Source organism: Parabacteroides sp. AF27-14 (assembly GCF_003635425.1).
In the GTDB taxonomy this organism is placed as follows: Bacteria; Bacteroidota; Bacteroidia; order Bacteroidales; family Tannerellaceae; genus Parabacteroides; species Parabacteroides distasonis.
Map to the genome: position 1 here is coordinate 1 of NZ_QTLZ01000040.1, position 16,865 is coordinate 16,865.

The following is a 16,865-nucleotide window of genomic DNA, read 5'->3' on the forward strand; positions in this document are numbered from 1 at the left end:
TGGGTCCCCTTGTTCGAGGTGAGAGCTGGGGAGTACGAGTTGATCGAGCTGAATACCAAGGGTAAGCACGTCTATACCCATTTGGACAACGACCGTCTGTCGGAAGGCTTGCACGATGCCTTGGGCCGTTACCACGCCTCCGGCGTCGTAGTGGATGAGGATGCCCGTCTGGCCCGTGAGGTCCTGCGTGGCTACGCCTCTCTCCGTGGTGAGACCGACGTGATCCGTTGCAAGCTTTACTCTTTGCTCCTTCCTGCCTATAAGCTTTTGGGCGAGTCGGATGAGTTCGATCGTTTGCGCTCCACGATGCGCAGCATGCTCCCGGTGATAAAAGCGGGGCAATCCCGTGCCTTGCTGCTGGTCACGCTGTACGGCTGTACGGACAGCAGCCTCTACCAGCGCATGGCGCACGAGCTGGTTGACCCTTGGATGGAGGAGGCCTTGCCCAAGAGGAGCAAGACTGTGTTGATACGTCGTTTACGTGATTACGACCGTTGGTTCGGGCACGGGAACGGCGATAAATAAAAGATATGAGAGAAGAGAGAGAGAGATGCGGCGTCCCTTCGGGCATCCGGCTGATGAACCTGTTGCGTGAGCATTTGACAGAGATCATGGATCGTGAGCGTGCGAACCAAAACTCAATACACCTGTATTGCACGGGTCCCTACTGGGTAGCGTTCGAGCGTTCGGCCTACCAGCTGCATCGTGCGTTCCCGGATAGCGAGACCACTCCGTTGCGCCTGTTCGCCTACCCGTTCCCGATCGTGATGGTGTCCGTTACGGATCGCTCGCTCCGCTCGTACGCCCGCAAACATATCTTGAGAAGAGACGAGTCGGATTACAAGCAATTGACCGTCCCCGGATTTTCCTTGGCAGACTACCGTGAATGGCACGTCGGCGAGGTGGAGGGATTGCCTTTATTAAGTGAGAGAGTATGAGTGCTGAAAAAAAGAAAATTACACCATTAGGAAAAAGTGAGGGAGCGGAACCGGAGCGATTCATCCCGGATGGGATGGGTATGTTCCAACGTAATGTAAAACGTATAGGGGATTGTGCGCTGGCGTTTTTGGCCTTGATCGTATTCTCCCCGCTGTTTTTACTTTGTTATATCGCCGTAAAACGGGAGGATGGAGGCCCGGCGATCTTTAGGCAAGAGCGTATCGGTCGTTTCGGTCGCCCGTTCAACATCTATAAGTTCCGTAGTATGCGTTTGGATGCGGAGAAGTTCGGTCCGGCCCTTTACAAGGGTGGGGCAGATCCCCGGATGACCCGTGTCGGAAAATTCCTCCGGGTACATCACTTGGACGAGCTGCCCCAGTTATGGAATGTCTTCGTGGGCGACATGTCCTTTATCGGTCCCCGTCCCGAGCGTAAGTTCTACATCGACCAGATCATGGAGCGTGATCCCCGTTACCGTTACCTCTACCAGATCCGTCCGGGCGTTACCTCTTACGCCACGCTCTACAATGGGTATACGGACACGGTCGATAAGATGCTCCGCCGCTTGCGTTACGACCTGTTCTATCTGGAACATCGCTCTTGGCTGTTCGATTTCAAGATATTGGTGAAGACCTTCTTGAATATAGCCTTTGGTAAGAAATTCTAATGCTAGATCTCCCCGTATTCCTCCCTTGCGTCAAAGCAGGGGCAAGCCTTACGGATATAGGGGCTAAGTTGGTAATGTCCTAGGATGCGTGCCTCCGGGTAATCCCTTCGTAATTGCCGTAGCAGATCCATCAAGGTACAGCGCTGGGCGTAGGTCCGGGTATCGGCCGGACGGCCTTGTTCGTCGAGTCCTCCCTCGTAACATATACCGATACTTTTGTCGTTCCATCCGGCTGCGTGCGCCCCGATCTGGTTGACCGGCCGGCAGCGGTGCAGTTCCCCGTCCCGTGTGATATAGAAATGATACCCGATATCGGCGAATCCCCGTGCCTTGTGCGAGGAACGGAGCGCCTCGACGGGAAAATCCCTGTCATATCGTGTAGCCGAGCAATGAATTACAAGGAGGCGAACCTCCCTGTAATTCTGGTAGAAACAATAAGCCTTACCCATGATAATTGAAAATTGATAATTGAAATTGAAAATTAGAGAATACAGGATTGGATGCCAAGTGCCCCTGCGATGGCGGTAGCTACGGCGATGATCACTTTGATAATAGTACTCCATACGGACTTTTTCATGATAATTAATAATTAATAGTGAATAATGAATTGAATAATGATATCCCGGCTGATATAAGAGGAAAGCTTCGCTTTCCTTCGGACGGCCTCAGCGGACGGGCGTCAAGCGAAGAGACCGTAGCGAGCGTGAGGAGCATCCCTGTCTGAGCGAAGCGAGTTGGGATGCGACAGCGAGCGTAGGTCTCGAAGTAGCCCGTCAGCGTCAGCCTTGACCTTTTGGTTACTTTTGGGTCAAGCCAAAAGTGACATACCGATTTGGGTCAAGCCAAAAGTGACACGTTAGATCTCATCAGGCGACTCCGAATCCCCACCCCCAGCAGCCGGCTTCTTCGAGATATCCACGGTAGTCTCCCCAGCCTTCTCCGCACGGAGCACCGCTTGCTGAGCCTTGCGAGTAGCCACAGGTTGGAACTCTAGCCCGGCGAAGACATTCTTCAAGTCCTCGCCCGGTATATACTGGATACTAACCCCGGTGATGTTTGTAGATGTGAATTTCTCAAGACTCTCCGCACCCTCGTTGAGGATATGGAGCCGGAATTTACCCAGTTCGCCGAAATCCACCTGTTTCCCCTCTTGGAGGGCATCGAGCAGGTTCTCGACAGTGGAGATCAATACCGCCACCACATCCGCCCGGCTGACGGTGGTTTGCATGGATACCCGGCGGCTCAGCTGCTTGAGCGATAGCTCACCATTGATCTGTGCCGTGGCGTACGCTTTCGCCGGCTCGTCTTTCTTGATAGGGTTGGTCCGAAGGGACACGCTGTAATTTAAAGCCATAGATTTGATAATTAAAAATTGATAATTGAAAATTGAAAATGAAATCGATTTGTTTTCGATAACGAATGTACGACATTCGGTTTCCTCTGAAATGAATACCGCTGACAGCGGATGAATAAGGGAGATAAAAGAGGAGATATGCTGAAAAATAAACATCCGTATAGTTGTTCGTGTCGTATGTTTTAAGTATCTTTATACCAATAAGATAAATCTTAAAAATGCGAACGATATGCGAACAGGATATACACAAATCGACGAGTGGCCCGTGCGGCCCTATTCCAAGCGGGAGCTGGCCATGGCCTACGCCCCCGAGATCAGCCCCGTCTCGGCCCTGAATCGGCTGGCGGAATGGATGCGGTATAACGATCGGCTGACCCGGGAGCTTGGTGATACGGGCTACCGCCCGAGGCAACGGGTCTTCACCTCCCTCCAAGTGGAGCTGATCTTCCGTTACTTGGGTCGTCCTTGAGAGGAGACACCGCCACCCGTCGGTATAGGCGAGCGGCGATGCCGGTACTGGCATCAGACAACGCCAGTACTGGCGTAGGGCTGCGACGGTAGTGCTTACGGGCGATGACAGTAGTGGCATTTCCTTCATTCCTTCATTCCTTTGGGCGTCTCTCACGCACACACACGTGCGAGGAGAAAGCGTACTCGCCCCGTGCGGTCTTGATCAGTGTTCCCTTCTCCAGCATCCGTTTGAGGGAGGAGTCGAGTGTTTTCTCGGGTATGCCGTTCTTCGCTGCCTCCTCCACGGCCTGCCGACGGCAGAACATCATTGGGAGGGCATTGAATAAAGCCTGTTCAGGAGAGATCTGGACAGGGACGGCCTCGGAGGTAGGCAGGAAGCCCAGCACATAGCTCGAATGGCGGTAAAGAGGCTCTATGAGCGTGAGTACGGCTTGGAAATCCTCGTCGGTGACCCGTAGGTCCAGCTTGGGGACGATACCATCCTTGATATTCTCGATGGGGATCTCCGGGGCGGGGGAGAGACCGGGGGAATTGAAAATGGAAAATTGAGAATTGAAAATTTTTTGTTGGGGAGGGAGGAATTTCTCCAAGGCTCTCAACAGGGCTACTATGCTCAGGATCCGGCAGGTATTGATGGCGATACGGGCCACGGCGCTTCGCATGGAACCTCCATAGGCGTAACCGGCGTGGGAGAATAACTGGGCGAACCGTTGGTTGAACAGCTCTTTCTGTTTCTCGGATAGCCTTAGCTGGATCGTTTGGACCGATCCGTTGATCAGGTCCAGTACCTGTTTCCATTGTGTTCCCCATGTGGCGAAGCGTAGGCCGTAATCCTCGCTTTCCGAATCGAATTGGTCCATCCACTCATCGATAGGTGGCATGAAATAGAATAACTGGCGAGAGAACAGGCCGTTCTCCGCCGAGGGGATCAGCGGCTTTACTTGCGCCGGGGTTCCACTTAGCAATACGCTGAGATAAGACTCATCGCATTCCCGGTACTCATGATTAGTACGCCGGTTGAAGGCCAGTCGCTCATGGTCGTGGCATTTACGCAAGGTATCGCTCCAATGGCCGTGATCCGCTCCGATGGCGGTACTCACGGTATCAGCCTCGGTCTCGCAGATCAGCCCCACGCCGTCGGCCTCTATGAGGTTCTCTAAGATACCGGTACCCGAGTTATCGCCGGCTATGAGGAACATCTTGAGGGGCGGTTGTTCCGGCTCGGGCGTCTCGGAGCGTTTCTTGCCGAGTGAGTCCCATCGGTTCTTTTCCTCCCGATAATTCTTTAGGCTGTCTTTGTAGCGGGCCATCATCTCCTCGTGAATAGGTTCAGCTAGGCGCCTGACCCATGTCAAGGCTCCTTTTCCGGAGGCGGGAGGCGCTACGATGAAGGTTTGTAGGCATGGGTACATGTATTTTTGTCCGTATAACACCCGTACCCGCTTGTTCAAGGTGCCCCCGAGTACGGTGAATACTCCCAGCAGGAGTATGTCACGCTGGGCGATGGAGTTCCCGCAATCGATCATCTGCTTGATGAACGGGGGCCACGGATAATCCGGGAAAGCGGGTGGCAAGTCCTCACGTGCGTACGTATGTGCGTGTGTGGGTGTGAGAGGGGCTTGAAGGTTTGAAGGATTCTTGTTCTCCCTCGGGTATTGGCGGAAGGTGTCGGCCAGTTGCTTGTCCGTTTTTACGCCGGCAATCTCGGCCCAGTGGAAGACGGAGCCTAATCCGTTGCGCCCGTTGCCCGCTTTGAGGGCGTGGTCGTATAGCTTGTCCGCTTCTTCGTAGACGTATTTCTCGGACAGGCGGCAGATGCGATGAAAGAACGTCCTTCCCGCTTCCTCGCAATCGTTGGCGGTGGCGAAGGCGATCGGCATATACTCTTGGTAAGTGGGAGCGATGTTCGCCCCTTGGTGTTCGATGGCGGCGACAAGCCGCTCTAAATCTGATAATGGATTCATTTGATTTATAAGTTATAATTTATGATTTAAACTGTCTACTGTCATTTGTCAACAATCAACTCTCCCGCAGCTTAGCGGAGGGATCATGGCAGAGGAAACACGCCCGTGAGAGATCGGCGTTTGAGGCATCCGCATTCAATCCGTATTTCCATTTCAGGTATTCCCATGCCGATAGCCGTGCCTTATCAAAAGATTCCTCTATGGAAGCCTTGGGTGAGAGCCGGTAGGGGACGAGCAGTTTCACGCCTGTGGTGCTTGGGCTGACGAAAGCTAGGTCCGGTCTCAGTTTATTATCGGCGAACAAGGTGTCTCGCCAGTGGAGGGTTTCCTCCGGCGAGGGGAGATGGTCGATATCGATGACAAACTCTCCGGAAAGGAATAACAGGCGGTCTTCCTTGCGATAGGAGAAGACCCCGGCCGGTGTGACGTATGGCAGTAAGTTTTGCTTCAGTTTGCGGAACCGTTTCTCGTCGCTCAAAGCGTCCTGTACGCTGAGCGTTCGTTCTTTCAGCCACTCGTTGGAGGTGATATAGGTATGCAACTGTTTGACACTGGTCACGCCACTCGGCACTTGATTGGAGATGGGGGCGTTGAAAAAGGACATGATACATTCTTTCATTAACTCGTTTGATTTAAAGTTTAGGCTGGTAAAGGAAAGGTAAAAGAGTGAGAAAAAACGGTCCGGTAAGTTATTTGCACCTATCGGTAAGTTATTTGCGCATAAAAGTAATTCGGTGACAGGAAAAAGAAGAAGATATGAGTGAAGAGAAAGCGAGCCCGTGTGTGCTGCACATCCATGGCGAGAACATACAGGTGCTGCCCAACGCCATGTTTGCCATTCAATATATTTGCTTGGACCCGGGAGAAAAGCCGGAGGTCGTTTCGGAAAAGGACGTGAGGCCGGATCCGGAGCCGTGTGATTTATTAGCCTCCTATATCCAAGACGAGGAGGTGCGTCACGACTTCGTGAAGCGAATCGCCCAATGCCCGGATGTGGCCACCCTCTGCCAAACGGTGCTGACCGACCTTTTCAACGAGGTCTTTTGCGACTGCGTGGAACCGGCCAAACTTATCAAGAGCAAGGAATTCATCAACGCCATCATCCCCCTGCTCCCCTTCAAGCAAGGCAAGAGCTTGCGCAATATCCGGCGGGCGATCGTGAAGTATGTGCTGGGGGAGGGGTAGAGAGACTGCATATTTTGATATTTAGAGGAGAAATGTTTGCGATAAAGGAGAAAATGGATATATTTGCCTAATAAAGAAAATGAGTTATGAATGCGACGATCGTTCCTGAAATGAATATTCCGAATATGGATACTTATTGGAGTATCCTTAAAAACTTGAGTTCGGATATGAAGTTAGAGCTAATATCCCGGCTTTCTAAATCATTGTTAAGCAAGGATCAGTCCATAGATGATAATTGGGCCTCGCAATTTGCCGGGGAGTGGAAAGATTCCCGTTCCGCTGAGTCGATCATAGAGGATATCCGAAATTCACGGACTTCAAATCGTGAAATAGAACTGTGATATGAAGAAATACCTTTTGGATACGAGTATTTGTGTTTTTCTGTTCCGTCGTAAATATGGAATCGTATCAAAGAGAACCTTGATTTGATAGATCGATTTATTAGGTTGATAAACATTGTACCTTTTACAGACTCCATCGAGTTCTACGCTCAAGAAAAGAATCGCCTTCGTTCGTTGGGTGTATCCATAGAGGATTTTGATTTGCTCATAGGTTCAGCAGCCTGTAGCGGCAACTTGATCCTAGTTACAGATAATGTAAAGCATTTTGCGAATATAAAGGGATTGGCTATTGAGAATTGGGTAAAGCGATAGTCTTCATTAAGCAGACTGGAACTCATAAGATGCACAATAATGCCATCGAACGAATGTTCCGACACATAGCCATTGGTCGCCGTAACTGGTTGCACAGTGGCAGCCATTTTGCCGCATCGAATATAGGGTTTATGTATTCACTCCTTGAAAGCTGCAAACTTACCTTTGTACCAAGTGAAAAAATAAATGTCATAGAGTTTATGAGAACGGACGTATTAAATCGAATAAAAGAGACCTTGCGTAAGGTTGTACCGGCTGGAGGACATGCTTTTTTTGTATGGCTCGCAGGCTAGGGACGAGGCACGTCCAGATTCGGATTGGGATATATTGATCTTGTTGGACAAGCTAAAAATCGAGGTGGAGGATTATGACAATGTATCTTATCCGTTAGTGGAACTAGGTTGGTCGTTAAACGAGTGCGTCAGCCCGGTGCTTTACACCTTGAAAGATTGGATGAGATACCATTTCTCCCCCTTTGTACACAACGTAAAAGACGAGGGGATACGATTGCTATGAGTTTGAGTGCGGAAGATATAACAGCGGTTGTCGCTTATCGTAAAGAGAAGGCGCATGCTACCTTGATTTTGAGCGTGAGGATGTATTGCCTTTGTTGGAACCCACACGTAAATTGTTAGCCAAACTCGAGAGCTTGATCGTCTACCAATAATATTGTAAATTCGTACTTTACTATTTGTATTATGCTGAGCGATTTGTCTTGGTAATTTATCACGATAAATATAGTTTAAACTCATTTTAAATAAAGACACTCGTTTTTTGTCCTGTGGTTTGTCGGCGGGATGGAAGTGTTTTGTGTACTACCTTTTATGGCAATAAATCAACTTAAAGCGGGAGCTTTTTTATCTTATATTTCTATTGGGCTGAACAATATAGTCGGCTTGCTTTATACTCCATATATGTTACGGATGTTGGGGCAAAATGAGTATGGCTTGTATTCTCTAGTAGCATCCGTAGTCGCTTATCTGACGATATTGGATTTAGGTTTCGCAAACGCGATTGTTCGTTATACCGCTAAATTTAGGGCTGATGGGAAGGTTAAGGAACAATATGAGATGTTTGGAATGTTTCTTGTCCTTTATTCTTTTATTGGGATTGTTGCTTTTTCCATAGGATTAGGAATCTATGCCAATGTAGACCACTTGTTTGATATGTCTATGACAGCGGAGGATTTGGAGAAGATCCGTGTGATGATGCTGTTGATGTGTTTTAATTTGGCTTTTACTTTTCCGATGAGTATTTGGGGAGCCGTTATCACCGCTTATGAGAATTTTGTTTTTCAGAAATTGGTCAATATAGTTCGTATAGTGTTGAATCCCCTAGTGATGGTAGTATTGCTAAGCGTAGGGTATAAAGCTGTTGCAATGGTGGTTGTTACTACTTTGTTCAATGTGCTGACATTAAGCGTGAATGCTTGGTATTGTTTTTATAGGATTAGGATCAAGGTTTGTTTCGGACATTTTCGTTGGGGATTCTTGCGGGAAATATCAGTTTATTCGTTTTGGATTTTTTTGGATTCTATCGTTTCTCATTTTTATAGCAGCGTAGGACAGATCGTGTTGGGTATTTACAGAGGTGCGACAACAGTGGCGATTTATGCGCTGGCCATTCAGTTGAAGTCTCTGTTTACTTCTTTCTCGACGGCATTAAACAGTGTTCTGTTGCCCAAAGTTACTGCGTTGGCTGCACGAGAAGGGACGGAAAATGAGATCTCTGATTTGTTTATTCGGGTGGGGCGTTTGCAATATTTTGTGATGTCATTTATACTTGTTGGTTTTATCATTTTTGGGAAGGAATTCATTATACTTTGGGGAGGAGAAGATTATGTACAAACTTATTACATTACTCTAATCATAATGATACCATTTTTCTTTGATTTGATTAGTAATGTGGGAATTGTAGTGTTGCAGGCGAAAGATAAATTAAAATACAGGTCTGCTCCAATGATTATGATTTCATTAATAGGTTTGATGTTGACTTTTCCATTTGCCAATTATTTTGGAATCTATGGATGTGCATGTGCAATATCTATCTCAATTTTTGTGTCGAATGTTTTAGTTTCTAACTTTGTTTTTTATAAAATAGCTGAAATTGATGTTGTTATGTATTGGAAACAGGTGATGAGGATGTCTTTGTTTCCCTTGTTTGTAATTGCGTTTTGTTTTTGTTTGAAATTTTATATTTCTATTATTTCTGTGTTTGATTTGTGTGTCAGCATATTGGCGTTCTCTGCGATTTATGTATTGATAAATTTTATTATAAATATGAATGATCAAGAAAAGAGTCAAGTTTTTGGTTTGATTCGTAAGGTTAATATAAAATTGTTTTAAATATGTCCAAACATGCGTTTTTAATTATGGCTCATAATGAGTACGATATTTTAAATAAATTGTTATTGCTCCTTGATGATGAACGTAATGATATATTTATCCATTATGATAAAAAAATGTAAATTACCCCCCCCCCATTGAGTTAAAATATTCAAATATATATGTGTTTAAGAAGGTGGATGTAGGCTGGGGAGAGGATAGTCAGATAGAATGTGAAATGTTCTTGTTCAATGAGGCTTATAAAAAGGGGCCGTTTGATTACTATCATTTGTTATCGGGGGTTGATCTCCCTTTGAAATCGAATGATTATATCCATGATTTTTTTGATCAAAACAAGGGAAAAGAGTTTGTTGGAATAATGGATGAGCAATCTTGTTTTATATGCTATAAAAGGGTCTGTTACTATTATTTCTTTGTACGCTACGAGAGACGCAAGTGGGGGCGTTTTATCGTTTGGCTGAATAAAATCTCTGTTAAATTTCAAAAAATGGTAGGAATTAATAGGAATAAGGATGTGATTTTTAAGAAAGGGGCTAATTGGGTGAGTGTTACACAGAGCTTTGTGGAATATATATTAAGTAATCGGGAAATAATAAAGCAAATGTTTTGCTATACCTATTGTGCGGATGAGATGTTTATTCAAACATTACTGTATAATTCTGGATTTAAGGACTGTTTATATATTCCCAAAGAAGCAGGGGAACATAATATGTGTGTGCGTGAAATTGATTGGGATCGGGGCAATCCATATATCTGGGATAATGGAGATTTTGAATATTTGAAAAAGTCTAATAATATATTCGCTAGGAAATTTAATTCGGGTAAATCAGAGATTGTAGATAAAATATATGACTACATTAAAGAAAGTAATAACAGAAGAAAGTAATTATAACCCTAAATTGTCGGTAATAGTACCTGTTTATAAAGTTGAGAAATATTTGGTACGCTGTATAGATAGTATATTGGCGCAAACTTTTGTGGATTTTGAGCTACTGTTAATTGATGATGGGAGTCCAGATAAATCTGGTGATATATGCGATGAATACGCTTGTAAAGACACTCGTATACGTGTTTTTCATAAAGAAAATGGTGGCGTATCGAGTGCTCGTAACCTAGGATTGGAGAATGTTAGAGGTAATATTCTCACGTTTATTGATGCGGATGATTGGATTGATGTGGATTGCTTTGAGAATGGCGTTTGTATTATGGACAGGGATGACCTTGATATTTTACAATATTCTTATAAAATGATCCGTGAACAAGATGGTTGCGTGATTAGTGTGCGCAATTATGAATGTGTTCCCTTGGGATGGAGAGAGTTTGTCCGGACAGACCATTATATCGTGTGTGTGGGGGGGAATTTTATTCGATCTTCAATTGTCAAAACCTATCGATTACGTTTTGATGAGGCTCTTCATCTGGCAGAAGATCAGCTTTTTATTATGAGGGTGATGAGTTTATCTACCCGCATTGCTCAGACAAAAGAAATTTATTATAACTATTTTCAGAATTTGGCTAGTGCTACTCATAATTCTTGTGAGGAGGATATGGTAAAGTCTTCAAGGGCTTTGCTTGAATTCGGAAAACGCAATCGATTGTTTAAGCCACAGGTTGATAGGATGATCACTAATTTTTATGTCGAGTTGTTACTTCTTAACAATGGGCAAGCAGGTATCCTCGATTCTGTTTATCGTGAAGCGAAAGTTGAAATTAGAAATTTGAATATGAACTCTTTACGGATTTTATGCTTCTCATCCTTCTTGGGAATGAGAATGGCCGGTAAAATAGTACTTGCTTATTTAAAGATAAAAAAGTTTTGTATGTTGAGTTAATTTTTAATTGTTTGAATGATGTACAAGAGCTTTTTTGTCAATAATAGTGATAGAGATAGAAAAATCAAATATCTGCTTTTTTTCTTTTGGCCTTTTGGTGCCTTTATTTATTCGTTAAGAAATATTCAGTCAAAAAGTTCTCGGGTAATCTTCTTCTTGATTTGTATAGCTTTTGGCTTGTGTATTGAATGTAAGAATGAAGAGTTGGATATGAGTCGCATTGCGGATAATTTCCTTTCGTATAAAAATATGAGTTTTGTAGAGTTGAAAGGAATAATAATGGATTCTATAAATGGAGTTGGATTTAGAGATTTATACGAACATATTTTATATTGGTGTGTGAATCAGATTTCGTCCAATGAACATGTGTTTTGGATGATAGCTTCGATGATCTATGCGTTTTTTTATTTAAAATCACTGTCTTTTATTCTTGATGATAAGCGTTTTAAATCCTGCTTTATGGGATTTATGATAGTACTAATGTTTACAATGCCTCAACCTATATTTTCGGTGACAGGTTTAAGATTTTGGACAGCAGGATGGCTTGCTATTTTTTGTTCCTTGCAAATATTTATTCACAATAATTATAAGTATTTCTTGATATTGCTATTGACCCCTTTCATTCATGTAACATACTGGATTTATGTGTTTTTAGTAACACTAACTTTTGTCGCTAGATTGAGTGAAAAACTGCTTGTGATAATATTTTTTCTGTCTTATCCTTTTTCTTATTTGTCGATGTCTTTTGTCTCAGATGTGATTGGAATGGATATACTTCCTACATCCTTAGAGAGGGTCGCTCTGTCTTATATGGGCGAGGATCATATAGAGGAGTTTAATCGACAAGGAACAGGTTGGTTTTGGTTGTCTGAAATGTTTGATATAATTCTGAATACTTATTATTTAGTGATGACTTGTTGGATTATAAAGCACAAGTATATGATATTAGAGAGACAGGACAGATATTTGCTTGCTTTCATATTAGTAGTGTATTCATTTGCTAATTTTACACTGGTTGTTCCGCATTTAGGAATTCGTTATCTAGGTTTTGTTGAAATCTTATTACCGTTGTTATGGTTTAGAGTTTTTGGATTATATAAATATAAGTCGTTTATATATATGTATTTAATTGTCGCATCTTTTTATTTGCTGTGGAAACGTCTTGTAATGCATTATTCGAATGTCTTAGATTTTGATTTTTTGTATGATAGTTCTATTGTTATGTTAATTGATAAATTGTTATATTAAATATATGAATATATTACAAATACATATGGCATTGAGAAGTGGGGGAATAGAAGCTGTTGTAGTGGGGCTTTCTAATGAGATGGTAAAGAGACATAAGGTGTCTTTTTGCTCCATTTATGAACCTCGTGAGGAAGATATCTTTTTTCATCGTTTAGATAGTCGTGTATTAACTTGTTCCACTCATAAAAAATCGCCTGGAGTAAATTTGAAATATTTATGGAAAGTTTATCGTGTAATAGTAAAAGGTAATTATGATGTAGTAAACATGCATGGTTATTTATATTATTATCTGATAGCGATCTGTTTATTACATAATAAGACTAGATTCTTTTACACGGTTCATTCTGATGCAAGGATGGAGAATGGGCGTTGGGATAGGAAACTTTTTAAACTGAAGCGTTATTTTTTTAAAAAGGGATGGATTAAACCTATTACGATTTCAAAAGAGTCTCAAAGATCTTTTACTGATCTTTATGGAGTACCTAGTAATTTGATTTATAATGGTACTTCAAAGCCGAGTGTCAAGCCTTTTTCTATGGATAAATATCGTATTACATCGAATACGAAAATCTTATTTCATCCTGGGCGAATAACAGAAGCAAAAAATCAACAGATGCTTTGTAATGTATGCTATCGATTACAACAGGAGGGATATGATATCGTGTTGTTATTAGCTGGAGAGAAACAAAAAGAGACGATATATACAGATTTACAAAGATATTTTAGTGATAGGATAAAGTATTTAGGAGAGAGAAATGATGTGCTTGATCTCTTAAGTGCAAGTGATATTTTTTGCCTGTCTTCGATTTGGGAGGGAATGCCTATGTCTTTATTGGAATCTTTGTCGGTTGGATGCATCCCTGTATGTACTCCGGTTGGAGGTATTCCAGAAGCTGTGACAGATGGGGTAAATGGTTTTTTATCTAGAACATGTAATGAAGAGGATTATTATATAGCATTGAAAAGATCATTGGAAATTGATGATGAAACCATTCATCGTATGAGACAAAAGTGTATGGAGACATTTAAACAATTTGATATCTTTCATACATCGTTACTGTATGAAAGATATTATTTAGAATAAAAGAATTGATATCTTTATATATGGTGAAATAGAAATATCTTGTAAATTTCCAACAGCGTAATTTGCGTATTATTAATTACAATTCGATGTGATTTTTGTAAATTAATTTTATTCTACTATAAATAATTTCTTTTATTTTTGTTAATAGTGAATTTATAAATATATATGAAAGTATTAGTAGTTGTGACTGACTATCCAAATTTGCAAGGAGGTTTGGCTTTGGCTTATGTGCGAACAAGGAATGTCTATTATAAAGAACGTGGTATGGAGGTTGAAGTACTTAATTTTTCAGCAAATGAAGATTATAGTATTGATGGTATTCATGTCTTTTGCTTGAAAAATTTTGATAAAATAATAAATGAAAATAAGTATGATTTACTTATTTGTCATGCTCCTAATATTAGAAATCACTATTTTTTTATTGAAAAATATGATTGTTACTTTAAAAAGATCATCCTTTTCTTTCATGGGCATGAAGTGTTGAAGGTTAATAAGGTTTATTCTGTGCCTTATCCGTTTGTAAAACGTAATAAATTGTTAGAGAATGTTCGGGATTTGTATGATGAATGCAAATTTTTTGTATGGCGTAGATATATAGAGAAAAATTATAAGAAATTAGCATTTGTTTTTGTGAGTAGATGGATGAAGGAGGAGTTTCTCTATTGGGTGCACCCAAGTATAAAGTGTTTGGAGGGTCGTAACTTTGTAACATACAATTGTGTTGGGAGTATGTTTGAGAAAGGAGAATATGATGTTTCTTCTCAAAAGCAATATGATTTTGTGACAATTAGGGCTAATTTGGATGGATCGAAATATTGTGTGGATATTGTAAATGAATTAGCAAAACGGAATCCTGATTTGAGTTTTTTGTTAATAGGAAAAGGTGAATTTTTTAAATACTATGAAAAAGCAGATAATCTGACATGGTTGGATTGTAGATTGAATCATGAAGAAATGATAGCAATACTTAATTCTGCTAAATGTGCATTGATGCCAACCCGGACTGACGCACAAGGGGTTATGATGTGTGAAATGGTTGCTTTTGGGATGCCGTTGATCACTTCGGATATACCTGTATGTCATGAGGTTTTTGATAATGTTGATGGAGTGGGTTTTATTTCAAATGAAGAACTAGATTCGTTTTGTTTGAAAGATATATATGAAAATATAAAAAAAAGTGCAGGTAAAAGTGATAGGTACTTTATGAAGAATACAGGAGAACATGAAGTGATAATTTTATCAAATTTGTGTATCAATGTTAATAAATGACTTAGGAAATTTGTTCTCTATCAAGAAATGAAATAGAAAATTGAGGAGAATATTTGCAAACATTTCTTTCGGTTTTCTAGCCTTGTTGCATATTACCAGAACTATACTTCTTTTTATTCTTATCGGTCTGAATCTTGAAATGACCGAATCTCGAAAATAACACATAATCATATTAACACATATTTCTTATGAAAGCATGTTTCATGGGGTTGGGCTATATTGGCCTGCCCACGGCTATTATTGCCGCAAAGCACGGGGTGGAGATCGCCGGCGTGGATATTAACGCTCAAGTGGTGGAGGTTACCAACCAGGGGAAATTGCATATCATCGAGCCGGGTATGGAGGAGATGTTGCGGGAGGTACTGGCCTCCGGACATTTCAAGGCGTACACCGAGCCTCGGGTGAGCGACGCTTATTTCATGGTGGTACCCACTCCTTTCAAGGGGGATCATGAGCCGGACGTATCGTTCGTGGAGTCGGCTACCCGTATGGTGCTTCCTTTGTTGAAGGAGGGGGATTTGTACGTGATCGAGTCTACCTCGCCGGTGGGGACGACCGAACGGATGGCTAGGTTGATTTTCTCGGAACGGCCGGAGCTGGAGGGCAAGATCTATATCGCTTATTGCCCGGAGCGGGTGCTTCCGGGTAACGTGATCTATGAGTTGGTGCATAACGACCGGGTCATCGGCGGCATGGATGAGGCCTCTACCCGTAAGGCGATGGAGTTCTACGGCCAGTTCGTGAAGGGTACGCTTCACCCAACGAATAGCAAGACGGCCGAGATGTGTAAATTGACCGAGAACTCAAGCCGGGACGTGCAGATCGCTTTCGCCAATGAATTGTCGTTTATCTGCGATAAAGCGGGAATCAATGTGTGGGAGCTGATCGATTTGGCGAACAGGCATCCCCGTGTGAATATCTTACAGCCGGGTTGCGGTGTTGGTGGTCATTGCATAGCGGTGGACCCTTACTTCATCACGGCGGAGTTTCCGATGGAGAGCCGTATGATCTCGACGGCCCGTGAGACGAATAATTACAAGGCTTTCTGGTGCGCTGAGAAAGTGAGGAACGCCATGCTACGGTTTGAGTTGAAGCATGGGCGTAAGCCGGCGGTGGCAATGATGGGCTTGGCTTTCAAGCCTGATATCGATGACTTGCGCGAGTCTCCGGCCAAGGGAATAACGACGAAGGTGTTGCAATCGTGCAACAACGCTGATATCATGGTGGTGGAGCCGAACGTTTCGGAGCATAAGTTGTTTAAGTAGACCCCTTATAAGGAGGCATACGAGAAGGCGGATATAGTGGTCTTCTTGGTGAATCATAGGGAGTTTTCGGGGTTGAATTATCGGGATGACGTGGAGGTGCTGGACTTTTGCGGGACATTCAAGAAATAATCGTTCGCTAAATAGAAGAATACGCAGTAATGAGAAAAATAATGTTAGTATTCGGGACCCGTCCCGAGGCGATCAAGATGGCTCCGCTGGTGAAGGAGTTCCAAAAACATCCGGAGTCGTTCGAGACCATCGTGTGCGTTACCGGACAGCATCGGGAAATGCTGGATCAAGTGTTAAAATTGTTCGAGATCACGCCGGATTATGATTTGAATATCATGAGGCAGGGTCAGGACTTATATGACGTGACCGCCCGTGTCCTTACCGGTATGCGTGACGTATTACGTGAGGCGACACCCGATGTCGTGCTGGTGCATGGGGATACCACCACGAGCACGGCGGCCGCCTTGGCCGCATTCTACCAACAGATACCTGTAGGTCATATAGAGGCCGGCCTTCGTACCCACAATATCTATAGCCCATGGCCGGAGGAGATGAACCGGCAGGTCACGGGGCGTATCGC

At 43.3% G+C, this 16,865-nt stretch carries 21 protein-coding genes and 2 pseudogenes; 18 read left to right on the forward strand and 5 right to left on the reverse strand.

The features are described 5' to 3' along the window. From DWY79_RS21590 to DWY79_RS21600, 3 genes and pseudogenes are all read left to right on the forward strand, one after another. Positions 1-525, forward strand: a pseudogene (locus tag DWY79_RS21590) (transcriptional regulator); the annotation flags it as partial. Between the two features lie 5 nt (positions 526-530). After that, on the forward strand, positions 531-938 hold the full coding sequence (locus DWY79_RS21595) for a hypothetical protein (RefSeq protein ID WP_122370423.1): 408 nt from the start codon (positions 531-533) through the stop codon (positions 936-938). After that, positions 935-1,606, forward strand: a complete 672-nt coding sequence (locus tag DWY79_RS21600; protein WP_199705267.1) for a sugar transferase — start codon at positions 935-937, stop codon at positions 1,604-1,606. Before DWY79_RS21595 ends, DWY79_RS21600 begins: the two co-directional genes overlap by 4 nt. A 2-nt stretch (positions 1,607-1,608) precedes the next feature. On the opposite strand, the gene DWY79_RS21605 is transcribed toward DWY79_RS21600, so the two are convergent. Together DWY79_RS21605 and DWY79_RS22615 are read right to left on the reverse strand one after the other, a co-directional pair. After that, positions 1,609-2,055: an N-acetylmuramoyl-L-alanine amidase gene (locus tag DWY79_RS21605; protein WP_008778242.1), complete on the reverse strand. Its 447-nt coding sequence runs from the start codon at positions 2,053-2,055 to the stop codon at positions 1,609-1,611. 32 nt (positions 2,056-2,087) lie between these two features. Further along, positions 2,088-2,183: a smalltalk protein gene (locus DWY79_RS22615; RefSeq protein WP_005855736.1), complete on the reverse strand. Its 96-nt coding sequence runs from the start codon at positions 2,181-2,183 to the stop codon at positions 2,088-2,090. A gap of 18 nt (positions 2,184-2,201) precedes the next feature. On the opposite strand from DWY79_RS22615, the gene DWY79_RS23325 reads away from it, so the two are divergent. Further along, a complete protein-coding gene (locus DWY79_RS23325; protein WP_009276322.1) occupies positions 2,202-2,330 on the forward strand; it encodes a hypothetical protein in 129 nt (42 codons plus the stop codon). Positions 2,331-2,462: 132 nt separating this feature from the next. Here the strand turns inward: DWY79_RS23325 and DWY79_RS21615 are convergent, their stop codons facing one another. Next, a complete protein-coding gene (locus DWY79_RS21615; RefSeq protein WP_005855743.1) occupies positions 2,463-2,960 on the reverse strand; it encodes an HU family DNA-binding protein in 498 nt (165 codons plus the stop codon). A 229-nt stretch (positions 2,961-3,189) separates the two neighbouring features. Between DWY79_RS21615 and DWY79_RS21620 the strand changes: the two genes are divergently transcribed. Beyond that, on the forward strand, positions 3,190-3,429 hold the full coding sequence (locus DWY79_RS21620; protein ID WP_005855745.1) for a DUF4248 domain-containing protein: 240 nt from the start codon (positions 3,190-3,192) through the stop codon (positions 3,427-3,429). Positions 3,430-3,562: 133 nt separating this feature from the next. On the opposite strand, the gene DWY79_RS21625 is transcribed toward DWY79_RS21620, so the two are convergent. Beyond that, positions 3,563-5,395 carry a DUF3987 domain-containing protein gene (locus tag DWY79_RS21625; protein ID WP_122370426.1) on the reverse strand — a complete coding sequence of 611 codons (1,833 nt, stop codon included), beginning with the start codon at positions 5,393-5,395 and terminating at the stop codon, positions 3,563-3,565. Between the two features lie 55 nt (positions 5,396-5,450). Further along, positions 5,451-6,014: a BT4734/BF3469 family protein gene (locus tag DWY79_RS21630; RefSeq protein ID WP_005855750.1), complete on the reverse strand. Its 564-nt coding sequence runs from the start codon at positions 6,012-6,014 to the stop codon at positions 5,451-5,453. A 137-nt stretch (positions 6,015-6,151) separates the two neighbouring features. Here DWY79_RS21630 and DWY79_RS21635 point away from each other — a divergent pair, with 137 nt between their 5' ends. From DWY79_RS21635 to wecB, 13 genes and pseudogenes are all read left to right on the forward strand, one after another. Beyond that, complete coding sequence (locus DWY79_RS21635) at positions 6,152-6,580, forward strand: hypothetical protein (protein WP_005855752.1); 429 nt, start codon at positions 6,152-6,154, stop codon at positions 6,578-6,580. Between the two features lie 86 nt (positions 6,581-6,666). Beyond that, positions 6,667-6,921, forward strand: a complete 255-nt coding sequence (locus DWY79_RS21640) for a hypothetical protein (RefSeq protein WP_005867958.1) — start codon at positions 6,667-6,669, stop codon at positions 6,919-6,921. 105 nt (positions 6,922-7,026) lie between these two features. After that, positions 7,027-7,233 (forward strand): hypothetical protein, encoded by a 207-nt coding sequence (locus DWY79_RS21645; RefSeq protein ID WP_224202528.1) that lies wholly within the window; start codon positions 7,027-7,029, stop codon positions 7,231-7,233. Next, a complete protein-coding gene (locus DWY79_RS23440; RefSeq protein ID WP_227793779.1) occupies positions 7,218-7,526 on the forward strand; it encodes a transposase in 309 nt (102 codons plus the stop codon). Before DWY79_RS21645 ends, DWY79_RS23440 begins: the two co-directional genes overlap by 16 nt. Continuing rightward, positions 7,498-7,749 carry a nucleotidyltransferase domain-containing protein gene (locus DWY79_RS21655; RefSeq protein ID WP_008778244.1) on the forward strand — a complete coding sequence of 84 codons (252 nt, stop codon included), beginning with the start codon at positions 7,498-7,500 and terminating at the stop codon, positions 7,747-7,749. Before DWY79_RS23440 ends, DWY79_RS21655 begins: the two co-directional genes overlap by 29 nt. A gap of 308 nt (positions 7,750-8,057) precedes the next feature. Further along, on the forward strand, positions 8,058-9,578 hold the full coding sequence (locus DWY79_RS21660) for a lipopolysaccharide biosynthesis protein (protein ID WP_057326656.1): 1,521 nt from the start codon (positions 8,058-8,060) through the stop codon (positions 9,576-9,578). A 163-nt stretch (positions 9,579-9,741) separates the two neighbouring features. After that, a complete protein-coding gene (locus DWY79_RS21665) occupies positions 9,742-10,464 on the forward strand; it encodes a beta-1,6-N-acetylglucosaminyltransferase (RefSeq protein ID WP_158593857.1) in 723 nt (240 codons plus the stop codon). Beyond that, positions 10,427-11,410: a glycosyltransferase gene (locus DWY79_RS21670; protein WP_057326615.1), complete on the forward strand. Its 984-nt coding sequence runs from the start codon at positions 10,427-10,429 to the stop codon at positions 11,408-11,410. The genes DWY79_RS21665 and DWY79_RS21670 overlap by 38 nt, the downstream gene beginning before the upstream one ends. A gap of 15 nt (positions 11,411-11,425) precedes the next feature. Next, positions 11,426-12,658 carry a hypothetical protein gene (locus DWY79_RS21675; RefSeq protein ID WP_122370430.1) on the forward strand — a complete coding sequence of 411 codons (1,233 nt, stop codon included), beginning with the start codon at positions 11,426-11,428 and terminating at the stop codon, positions 12,656-12,658. Between the two features lie 25 nt (positions 12,659-12,683). Continuing rightward, positions 12,684-13,742 carry a glycosyltransferase family 4 protein gene (locus DWY79_RS21680; protein ID WP_158593858.1) on the forward strand — a complete coding sequence of 353 codons (1,059 nt, stop codon included), beginning with the start codon at positions 12,684-12,686 and terminating at the stop codon, positions 13,740-13,742. 165 nt (positions 13,743-13,907) lie between these two features. Next, positions 13,908-15,011, forward strand: coding sequence for a glycosyltransferase family 4 protein (locus tag DWY79_RS21685; RefSeq protein ID WP_057326618.1), 1,104 nt, complete (start codon positions 13,908-13,910; stop codon positions 15,009-15,011). 188 nt (positions 15,012-15,199) lie between these two features. Next, positions 15,200-16,405 (forward strand): annotated as a pseudogene (gene wecC / locus DWY79_RS21690) (UDP-N-acetyl-D-mannosamine dehydrogenase). 29 nt (positions 16,406-16,434) lie between these two features. Beyond that, a partial coding sequence (wecB, locus tag DWY79_RS21695) for a non-hydrolyzing UDP-N-acetylglucosamine 2-epimerase (protein WP_122370436.1) occupies positions 16,435-16,865 on the forward strand: 431 nt, incomplete at its 3' end.